Source organism: Syntrophales bacterium (assembly GCA_030655775.1).
Lineage (GTDB): Bacteria > Desulfobacterota > Syntrophia > Syntrophales > JADFWA01 > JAUSPI01.
Window position 1 is genome coordinate 1 of record JAUSPI010000205.1, and the last position, 8,885, is coordinate 8,885.

10 protein-coding genes are annotated in these 8,885 nt (G+C 46.1%); 9 read left to right on the plus strand and 1 reads right to left on the minus strand.

Annotated elements, in window-relative coordinates; genetic code table 11:
- Positions 1 to 162 precede the first annotated feature (162 nt).
- Positions 163 to 393: a hypothetical protein gene (locus tag Q7J27_10900; protein ID MDO9529651.1), complete on the plus strand. Its 231-nt coding sequence runs from the start codon at positions 163 to 165 to the stop codon at positions 391 to 393.
- Here Q7J27_10900 and Q7J27_10905 read toward each other — a convergent pair.
- Positions 375 to 548, minus strand: coding sequence for a hypothetical protein (locus Q7J27_10905; GenBank protein ID MDO9529652.1), 174 nt, complete (start codon positions 546 to 548; stop codon positions 375 to 377). The two genes, Q7J27_10900 and Q7J27_10905, sit on opposite strands and share 19 nt — an antisense overlap.
- Before the next feature lie 118 nt (positions 549 to 666).
- Here Q7J27_10905 and Q7J27_10910 point away from each other — a divergent pair, with 118 nt between their 5' ends.
- The 8 genes from Q7J27_10910 to Q7J27_10945 form a co-directional block, all read left to right on the plus strand.
- The gene (locus Q7J27_10910; protein ID MDO9529653.1) at positions 667 to 1,650 is read left to right on the plus strand and encodes a hypothetical protein; all 984 of its coding nucleotides are present in this window, start codon (positions 667 to 669) and stop codon (positions 1,648 to 1,650) included.
- A 117-nt stretch (positions 1,651 to 1,767) separates the two neighbouring features.
- Positions 1,768 to 2,061, plus strand: a complete 294-nt coding sequence (locus Q7J27_10915; GenBank protein MDO9529654.1) for a hypothetical protein — start codon at positions 1,768 to 1,770, stop codon at positions 2,059 to 2,061.
- 108 nt (positions 2,062 to 2,169) lie between these two features.
- The gene (locus Q7J27_10920; protein MDO9529655.1) at positions 2,170 to 2,868 is read left to right on the plus strand and encodes a hypothetical protein; all 699 of its coding nucleotides are present in this window, start codon (positions 2,170 to 2,172) and stop codon (positions 2,866 to 2,868) included.
- A 70-nt stretch (positions 2,869 to 2,938) separates the two neighbouring features.
- Positions 2,939 to 3,682 (plus strand): hypothetical protein, encoded by a 744-nt coding sequence (locus tag Q7J27_10925; protein MDO9529656.1) that lies wholly within the window; start codon positions 2,939 to 2,941, stop codon positions 3,680 to 3,682.
- A 9-nt stretch (positions 3,683 to 3,691) separates the two neighbouring features.
- Positions 3,692 to 5,065, plus strand: coding sequence for a P-loop NTPase fold protein (locus tag Q7J27_10930; GenBank protein ID MDO9529657.1), 1,374 nt, complete (start codon positions 3,692 to 3,694; stop codon positions 5,063 to 5,065).
- Between the two features lie 224 nt (positions 5,066 to 5,289).
- Positions 5,290 to 6,330, plus strand: a complete 1,041-nt coding sequence (locus Q7J27_10935; GenBank protein ID MDO9529658.1) for a linear amide C-N hydrolase — start codon at positions 5,290 to 5,292, stop codon at positions 6,328 to 6,330.
- A gap of 135 nt (positions 6,331 to 6,465) precedes the next feature.
- The gene (locus tag Q7J27_10940; protein MDO9529659.1) at positions 6,466 to 7,326 is read left to right on the plus strand and encodes a DUF2971 domain-containing protein; all 861 of its coding nucleotides are present in this window, start codon (positions 6,466 to 6,468) and stop codon (positions 7,324 to 7,326) included.
- Positions 7,327 to 7,400: 74 nt separating this feature from the next.
- On the plus strand, positions 7,401 to 8,885 hold a 1,485-nt coding region (locus tag Q7J27_10945), incomplete at its 3' end, for a DUF262 domain-containing protein (protein MDO9529660.1).

Genomic DNA, 8,885 nt, shown 5'->3' on the forward strand with positions numbered 1-8,885 from the left:
GAAGGCCTGAGGCTCCTGCCTGATAGTTGCCTGCTTGCTGATTCGCGCGGCGCCAACAAATCGCTCAAGCGGTTGTCACGGGGTTGCATGTGACGCTTCGCGTCCCCCGCAACCCCGCGCCACCGCTTAGCTCCGCCGTTATACAAAAGAAATGGAGGCATTATGACCAAATATAAAAATCTATCAGGCGGTTCAGGAGTGGATAAATATTTAATCACAGATACATCCATAAAAATCCAATTCGTTAAAAGCAACAAGGTTTATGTTTACAATCATATAAAACCCGGATCATCCCACGTCATAAAAATGAAAGAACTTGCTGAAGCAGGACGGGGGTTAGCCACCTACATAAGCCAAATCATAAAGAAAAATTATCATTCAATTGAATCGTAATCTATCTTATTGTTTGGCAATTGCCTTATGTCAATAAGCTCATTATATGCGTAAACAAACTTCTCGTATGTATCCGGGCATAAACTTTGTTGTGCCATTATCAAAACATGGTTTAAAACAATGCTTTCGGGGACTTTCCCTTCATTTTCCCGCATAGGTTCTCCTTTCTATGAAGATAAAAAATGTGTAACAATTCACTCCAGCGGACGGGATACAGCCCCCGCCGCTGACCTTTGCGTTGGGCGACTGCCTCCCCAAGCCAGGAAAACAAAGATGCATAAAAGCACCAAAACGACGATTCCCGTAATAGCAGAGTACAGTACAACGATGCCGACATCATTGTTCAACATCCCTCCGCCTGTTGAACTTATCGGACTTCCAACGGGTAATTTCTGGATTCATGAATTCCCTGCGGACATGGCCGCCGCAGAGACCGTGCAGATAGTGCTTAATGATGTAAACAAGAAGCTCATAAACTTCTCGGACGACAAACTACAACCAGACAGGCACCCTAAGCAGCCTGACAAGATGGTGAGACATACAGAGATCGCCCTTCGATTCCCCCAAAAAATCAGGGCCATAAAGCTCTTCTTGGACATGAAATCACGGATAGTTTTCGTGTTTGGAAGAAGAGACTCTCCAATCGTGATAAGGCCAGAAATCTTAAAACCGGCCGAAGCCCATATCATTACGTACTACAAGAAGCAGAATAAGAAGAAAGTTTTAAATGCATGCTTCTTTGGCTCTGGGCATCCGGTGGCCGACATGCACCGCGCCATGGCAAATTGTGAGGTCGTGATTGCCGTAGACACCAACTCCCGAGATGTTCCCGGTACCGGGATAGTTGCTGCAACAACAGCCATAGAGGCCAACATCAATATCGTCACCGAAGATGCTTGTCACTTTCAGCCAGGCCCAATGCGGCAAAAAATCACGATAGACCCACCAGGCAACCCCGAGATTTTCGGAATTGGCACCATGTTGCGACACTTCTTTGACACAAACCCCAAGCTTAGAGACAAACCGGTTGGCGTCATTACTGATACCGAACTTGACCTGATAAAGGGCATGAACCAGCGAACGATTCCGTTTTTCGAAACGATGCTACTTCCCGTGAATATCACTCTGTTCTATGCAACAAGGGACAGCGGATCTGCTGAATTTATGGCAAATAAGTTAATTCGCATGTGCGACAACGCGAGTACCGAGTACCTCGATAGATATCTCAACGATAGCTTGCCGCTTAGTAGAGGCTAACAGTCGTCCAAGAATGCCAATTAACTCGGACGCAAAAACGAGCCGGTTGTTTGCGGCGTTGGAGTAATGTAATAATACGAAGCGGCAATGGCTGCTAATAAAAGAATGGAGGATTGTATGAGAAATTATTTTGTCTTGATAGTATTATTGCTATTTGTATTGTCAGGGTGCGCAAACCGACAACTATCATCTTCTGGTTACAAAATATCATCTGTGTCCGACACCTCGAAATGTGAGTTTGTAAAAAATACTTACTTTGAAGCGCGGGCATCGACAATTGCTTATTACGCACAGTTAAACACAGAACAAGCCGGTGGAAATGCTTACAAAATACTTAATGTCGCCAGTGAAATGGCAATGGGTGTTAACATTCAGATGGTAAATATTGAAATTTATAATTGTCCAAAGTGATACAGATTAATCGAACCTCAAAAAATAAAAAATCTCCAACAAGGCGCTACAGCCGATCGCGGCCCGCTGGGCCGCTCCGGCTGAGCTTTTCGTTAGATTGGATAGGAAATGACACCACATATCCTGATAGAAAAGCTCCGCAACCTCTTGCAGTCCATACCGCCTCTTGAAGGGCGCGGGGACTATACACAAGAGCAATACACCTGGCTTGGCAAAGCCAACGCAGTCATGCACGAATGGAGCGAAATACAGAGCATTCCATTCAAGGTAGCAGTGGACTGCCTCATTCGCAATGTTGATCGTCGAGGCAACTATGGAACTGTTGTTGCTTCTATTCACGATGTAATCGCCCGCTTGGAGAACTCATTGCCTCAAAATGGCGGACAAGCATTTGGACCGGGCGCTGCATACGACTTTTTCAAAGCGCTTAACGATTTAGTGGCGTCTGCCAACGGACAAGTTTTGATCGTGGATCCATATTTAGATGCAGAAATATTTGACGGTTACTTGCAAGCGTTAAAACCCCGCGTGTCAGTACGCCTGCTCACCACTAAGTATGTCGACAATGTTCGTATCGCCGCAGAGAAATATAGGTCTCAATTTGGCCACGCCGTAGAGTTGCGCAGGAGCACCGACATTCATGATCGCGTGATTTTCGTTGATAATGATCAATGCTGGGTTCTTGGCGCTTCCATCAAGCATGCCGCTTTGAAGAAACCGACATATTTGGCGCCGGTCTCAGCGGACGTAGTAGTCGAGAAGCGAAAGCATTATGAGGCTATTTGGGCTGCAGGAACACCAATCTAACAAGATCAATACAGCCGATCGCTACGCTCCGGCTGATTTTTTCGTTGTGCATAAGATAAGGAGATAATAAATGAACTGGGAACAGGTTGTCCAAAAAGTTACTCCCTATATTTTCAAAATTGAAACTCCCACTGGCCACGGAACCGGCTTTCTGTGCCTCCATAACGATACAAAAACAATTTATGGTGTTGCCACCGCACTTCATGTTGTTGAGTATGCTGATACATGGAAACAGCCAATTCGGTTGACTCATCACAATTCCTCAAAACAACTATTTTTGAAAGAGCCTGATCATATCATTATCACTAATGGGAAAACTGATTCTGCCGTTATACTCTTTCAAAAGCCTGCTTTTGAACTCCCAAGCGAGCTTATAGAACTTCTCCCACTCGGTACTCCCCTCAGCATTGGCAACGAGGTCAGTTGGCTCGGATTCCCCGCTATCGAACCCGATACTCTCTGTTTTTTTTCTGGTAACATCAGCGCATGGCAAGCCTTTAGAAAAGCCTACCTCATTGACGGTGTCGCTATTAACGGAGTCAGTGGAGGCCCCGTTCTGTATGTCAGCCAAACCAAAGGCATCCAAATTGTTGGTATCATTTCCTTCTATAAAGCCAGTCGTACAACTGGTGATGCGCTCCCCGGCCTGCTCTATGCTCAAGATGTTTCTCATTTTCATGGTGTTATTGCTCAAGTACGTTCCCTTGATGATGCCGACAAGAAGAAACTGGAACTTGAACAGCAACAGCAAACAGATAAAATCATTGCACAACCAAGTGCTTCACCTGACCGCCCAAAAGCGGGCGGCAGGTGACCTCTATCGTTGGCAGGAGAAAAGATGCAAATATCTACGTTCGACGAAGATCTTCTTGGACTCAAGGATTTTGCTGAAAGGCTAGAGCGCTTTATCAACGTTGAGCATTGCTTTGTTAGCGAAAGCCTAGTAATCAGTTTAAATGCAGGGTTTGGGGCTGGGAAGAGCACTTTCTTCAAAATGTGGGCAGATAGCATCACAAAGAACAATGGCCCAGACGAATCGCCATTGGTAGTCAAAGTAAACGCTTGGAACGATGACTACTGCGGTGATCCGTTTGTATCACTTGTATCGGCTCTCATTGAGTCCCTAAGAGACGAAAGCGAAGATGTTCAAAGTCTTCGCGATGCAGCCAAAGATGTAGGCTGGTTCTTGACAGGATTAGGGGGCCAAGTCGTCAACAAGCTCACAGGGATAAATGTAGTCGCGGCTGGCGAATTGACAGAAAAGAAGAGGGCAGCGCGAGGAGAGAATCAGGAAGTTCCGAAAGGCCTTTTTGATGCTTTTGGGAACAAGAAGAAAGCTTTGCAGTCATTGAAGTCCTCAATCAGAGCGCTTATCAAAGGAGAAAAACCAAATATTCTTATATTGGTTGATGAGATAGACCGATGTCGCCCAGATTATGCGATTTCGTATTTAGAGACAATAAAACATGTTTTCGATATTCACGGCATTGTCTTTGTTCTGGCTGTCGATCGCAAACAACTGGAGTGTTCAGCAAAAGCTTCTTTTGGCGCCGATCTGGATTTCCCAGAGTATTATAGAAAATTTGTGCAAAGAGAAGTAGCATTACCAATGCCAAATGAGAATTCCTATGGAACTCTTGCGTCGAGGTACGTTGAGTATTATTTGCAAAGAGAGAATGAGCGATATTGCTTTATGCCTATAGGTAGAGATCAGGTCGACAATATTGTTCACCTGATAAGTTTTATGCGAATGACGCCCAGGCAGGTCCAAGAGGTATTCAGGATTATGGGCCATGTTCTTGCGACAGATGAATCAAAAAAAGGGAAGCTACTTTGGTGCTTGGGGGTTGGAACAATTCTTATGTCTGCTTTGAGAATTGGTAATCCAAAAGTTTATGGGGAACTGGGAAGGCGCGAGCTAAGAGTTAAAGAGGCCTCTGATTTCTTCAGAAGACTTGACTCAACACACGCCGAATGGTGGTTCACGCTTTGCTTTACTGGAGGTGGCCTAAATCCTGAGGACGTAGACAAAAAGGAAGTAGCAGAGATCTATCGCGATGCAGGGTTCATCTCAGATGGCGAAGTGTCGCAGAGGGTGGCCAATCTTGGTCAATGGCATAGTGGGTGGGGACATTCCTCTGTAGGAAGGTTTGAGCAGATTTACTCAAAGATAGAGCAAATATCCTCGTGGAACTAGGAACAGCCAACAATAGTTTGCACACGGATTGCCTACAGCGCTGGCGCGCTTCCGGCAACCGGTGAAACTCGCGTTATGCAGGTCAACAATATGACACCGTTAAAAAACTTGACCACTCGCAGTGAAGATGACAGGGGAAAAAGAAGTATGAAAATGGATACTACTTTAAAAGGACGCCAAACCGACAACCCAATGAATGCAACAATTAATGAGAGGGAAACGCCATGAAAAAACTGTTTGTATTGTTACTATGTGCTGTCATGAACATCTTTTTCACCCTAGAAGCAACGGCATGTACACGTGTTGTTTATCAGGGCCTTGAAAACACTGTAATCACTGCCAGGTCTATGGACTGGAAGGATGAAATACCAGCTAACATGTGGATATTCCCCCGGGGAATGCAAAGAAATGGCGCAGTAGGCCCCAATTCCATCACCTGGAAATCCCGGTATGGCAGCGTTATTGTAAGCTCATTTGATTGCGCCACTGCCGACGGCATGAATGAGAAGGGATTGGTGGCGAATATTTTATGGCTGGCGGAATCCAATTATCCTAAGTATGACGGCAAACGAAAAGGATTAACTATTGCCGCTTGGGTGCAGTATGTATTGGATAATTTCGCTTCAGTAAGAGAGGCCGTTGGTGAACTGAAAAAAGAAAAATTTGTGATCGTTTCTGATTTTATCCCGGGTACCGATAAGTTCACTACACTGCACTTGTCGATTTCTGATGCAACAGGCGATAATGCGATCTTTGAATATATCGGGGGGAAATTAGTTATCCAGCACGATCGGTCTTATAATGTCATGACGAATTCTCCGATATTTTCAAAGCAGCTTGCCTTAAATGAGTATTGGCGCGGGATACCCGGAACAATTATGCTCCCGGGAACCAATCGCGCGGCAGACCGCTTTGTCAGGGCGTCCTATTATATAAAGGCAATACCCCAGACCAGCGATACCAGAATTGCCGTTGCCAGTGTTTTCAGTGTTATCAGGAATTGCTCTGTACCTTTTGGAATATCCTCAAAGGATGAACCCAATATTTCATCAACCCGCTGGCGAACTGTATCCGACCAGAAGAACCTCATTTATTTTTTCGAAAACGTATTAACACCGAATGTCTTCTGGGTGGATCTTAAAAAAGTCGATTTCAGCGAAAATGCTTCTGTTAAAAAACTCACTTTAGAAAAGCATGAAACCTATGCGGGTGACGCCGTGGGTTCATTTAAAAAAACAAGTCCATTTAAGTTTCAAGGTTTATAATTGCATGTGTCTCATCTGTGCGGGGGCGGATTGTTTCAGGCAGGGGCAATATTTTTATATGAACGCATAACCAAATCAATCCACCCGATCGCTACGCTCCGGGTGATTTTTTCGTTATGCATAGGATAATAAACCATGAATTTATATCATTATTGTTCAACTGAATCTTTTCATAAAATTATTTCAAACAAAGAAATTTGGCTCACGTCTCTTTCTTTATCTAATGATTCAATGGAAGGGCAATTAGTTAAAAAGCTTTTAGGTGAAATGGCCAAAAAAGATGGGTTAGATGAAGAACATATAAAAAAGCTTCAAGAAGCCGCTGCTAATATCAACATACTTATTGATGGACTTGGCTTCTGTCTTTCAGAGAAAAAAGACATATTAAGCCAATGGCGCGGGTATGCAAATGATGCTTACGGCTTCTCTATCGGTTTTTCAAAAGAATACCTCGATCTGCTTGCTGCTTCTTATAGGGGCGGTAAAGTCTCTGGCTTTGCTCTAGATAAAGTTATCTACGAGCCAACCGATCAAGAACAGGTAATACAACCAACATATGAAAAAATTAAAGAATTTATTAATAAGGGTGCTTTCAAGCCTTATAGTCATAGTGGATTACTATCACCAAAAGCAGATGAGCAAATTGAAAAGGAAAATGATGAAATAAAAAAACAGCATCATTCTTTATACACGACTATGCTTTTTTTTATTAATAAGCTTTTTTTATTAAAATCAAAAGCTTTTGAAGAGGAATTCGAATGGCGTCTTATTTCAGTATTTGTTAAGGTTGCTAATGACACTTGTTCCTTTTATGCCAGTTCTGACAAAATTAAACCATATAGATCATTTAAGTTAGCAGAGCTTGGAATAAATCCAATAAATGAAATTGTTATGGGACCTAAAAACAATACTCCTACATATGTTGTAGAATCGTTTTTAAAGCAAAGTGGTTTTAAATATGTCAAAGTGAGTTGTTCAGGAGCATCGTATAGATAAAAAGGCATAACAAAATCAATACAGCCGATCGCTACGCTCCGGCTGATTTTTTCGTTGGCCAAAACACGGAGGACATGATGGCATACGTTAAATTGATCGAGTTGGTACGCAAGTTTGACTCGGGCGTGATCGAGCTGCCCTTGATGCAGCGCGATTATGTGTGGCCGGCGGCCAAGGTCGTCGACCTGCTCGACTCTCTTTACAAGGGGTGGCCGATCGGCGTGTTCTACATTTGGAAAACGCCAAATCGCCAAATAAAGCGTGAGCCGGCGATCAGCCGTCAGGTGGGCGCAAAGATCACGGAGCCCTTCTGGGGCTACTTGCTCGACGGGCAACAGCGACTCACGAGCCTATCTCGGGCCTTGGACGACAAGTTCGGAGACAACCTCGCCAACCGCGCGTTCTTCGACGTGCGCAAACGCGAGTTTGTGATGGGCCAGCGGACCCGGACGATTGAGAAGCGGATAGGGAAGGACGATCCCACGCTGGTTGAGTTATCACGGTTGATCCCAAAGGCACCAACAACCGCGTTGGAGCGCGAAAAGACCTTTCAGGGCATCCTCGACAAATTGATCGACAAGGGCGTCATCAAGGGGAAATCCCAAGATGTTGCAGACTACAGGCAGCGTCTGACGCAGGCTGCGGACATGCTGGACGCGACCTCGCCGTGCGAGGACTTTCAAACCGACGACAACGAGGAAGGTTTGGACAACGCCATCGAGCTGTTCAAGCGATTGAACAAGGGCGGCAAGCCGTTGAGCCGGGGCGACGCTGAAGCCGCGAGCCTGACGCACCGTGCCACCGCCAACATCGTGCCCAAGATGCGGCAGTTCGTGCAAAGCGACAATCAACGCAAGCTCGGCCTCAACTTCGTCTTCTCCACCCGAGCGCTTATCACGGCGCACCGCGACAACTCTAGCTTTTCTGACCTGCCCAAGAACTGGGCCACCGGTAATAAGGACATCAACGAGAGCTGGAAGGCAGCCGAGCATGGACTATCGAAGGCCGTCGCCTTTGTGCGCGATGAACTTGGCTGGAACACCCGCCGTTGGCTCCCGTCGGCCAACGCGCTTATTCCGCTTGAGTACATGCTGCGGGATCGCGATGGTGGGTTCAGGGCGAATGAGCACGAGGACATCCGCCGGTACCTGTGCATCACGGGAATCCGCGGCCTCTTCCGGGGTTCCGTGGAGTCCACGATCAATAAGTATGTCAGTCCGGTTCGTAAGGCCCCGTCAAAAGCTCAGCGGAAGGCATCGCTGATCTTCAAGACCATCCCCAAGAACGACCTTCGCCCGATCAAACCCGAAGACATCTTGAAAGAGCGGGGCATGTACTCGCCGCTCATGCAGGTGTACTTGGCCTATCTCGTCTACAAGGGCGTGCGGACGTGGTACGAGGAAGCGCCGCTCTTGGAAGTCGCCAAACGCGACATCAATGATCCGCTCGCCGTTCACCACATCTTCCCGAGGGAACTGCTTCGCGGCCACGGGATAGAGCCCGACCGCATCAACTGCATGGCGAATTACGCGGTCCTCTCGCAAGCCGACAACGCCGAG

Coding starts and splice junctions, on each gene's coding strand:
- Q7J27_10900 (MDO9529651.1), top strand. CDS start 163: ATGACCAAATATAAAAATCTATCAGGCGGTTCAGGAGTGGATAAATAT.
- Q7J27_10905 (MDO9529652.1), bottom strand. CDS start 548: ATGCGGGAAAATGAAGGGAAAGTCCCCGAAAGCATTGTTTTAAACCAT.
- Q7J27_10910 (MDO9529653.1), top strand. CDS start 667: ATGCATAAAAGCACCAAAACGACGATTCCCGTAATAGCAGAGTACAGT.
- Q7J27_10915 (MDO9529654.1), top strand. CDS start 1,768: ATGAGAAATTATTTTGTCTTGATAGTATTATTGCTATTTGTATTGTCA.
- Q7J27_10920 (MDO9529655.1), top strand. CDS start 2,170: ATGACACCACATATCCTGATAGAAAAGCTCCGCAACCTCTTGCAGTCC.
- Q7J27_10925 (MDO9529656.1), top strand. CDS start 2,939: ATGAACTGGGAACAGGTTGTCCAAAAAGTTACTCCCTATATTTTCAAA.
- Q7J27_10935 (MDO9529658.1), top strand. CDS start 5,290: ATGAAAAAACTGTTTGTATTGTTACTATGTGCTGTCATGAACATCTTT.
- Q7J27_10940 (MDO9529659.1), top strand. CDS start 6,466: ATGAATTTATATCATTATTGTTCAACTGAATCTTTTCATAAAATTATT.